Here is a 577-nt window from a genome sequence, read left to right as displayed (position 1 = left end):
TGATAATGGATTGACCTGCGATCCGTTGAGCCACTTTGCTCCAGTCGCCATTGCTCAGTTTAGGTAATGTCGCTTTTGCCGGGTTAATTTGAGCGCCATTGGCGGCTTTATCCCATCCCATGACGTTATCAAAACCCGCCAGTGCGCCACCAATCGCCATTGATGTGAGGGTTGATTTAACGGTGTCGCTGCTTCCCATCACTTTTAAGGTTTTGGATAAGTCACCTTGATTATCCACCAACGCGACCGCTGCTTGAGAAGCGAGTGCGGCCATGCCGGAAGCCGTCGCGCCGTAAGCCACTGAGCTCATGGCGGCGGCAGTGCTGGCAGTAGCGCCCGCTGCCGTCGCTGCTGAACCCGCTGTACTTGCGGCTGACCCGGCAACAGAAACCGTTAATCCGGCTCCCGCTGTCGCAGCGGCGACTGCAATCGCGATAACCGCAGAGACCACCGGATTCAGGTGCTGGCTTTTATAATCCCAACTGTCATAGGCATCTTTAACTAAGTTCCATTGAACGTCTTGACGTTCATTGAGTCCTTTTAGCCAGGCGGTTTCCGGCGTATTGCCGAATACTGA

General features: G+C 54.2%; 1 protein-coding gene. It reads right to left on the bottom strand.

Annotated elements, in window-relative coordinates:
- The coding region (locus Phpb_RS14325) for a DUF637 domain-containing protein (RefSeq protein ID WP_165603299.1) at window positions 1–577 on the bottom strand (577 nt) is incomplete at both ends.

The sequence above is a fragment of the Photorhabdus namnaonensis genome, assembly GCF_001684335.1.
Taxonomy (GTDB): Bacteria; Pseudomonadota; Gammaproteobacteria; order Enterobacterales; family Enterobacteriaceae; genus Photorhabdus; species Photorhabdus namnaonensis.
The sequence above is the reverse complement of the archived record's forward strand: the minus strand, read 5'-3'. Positions and strand labels throughout refer to the sequence as shown.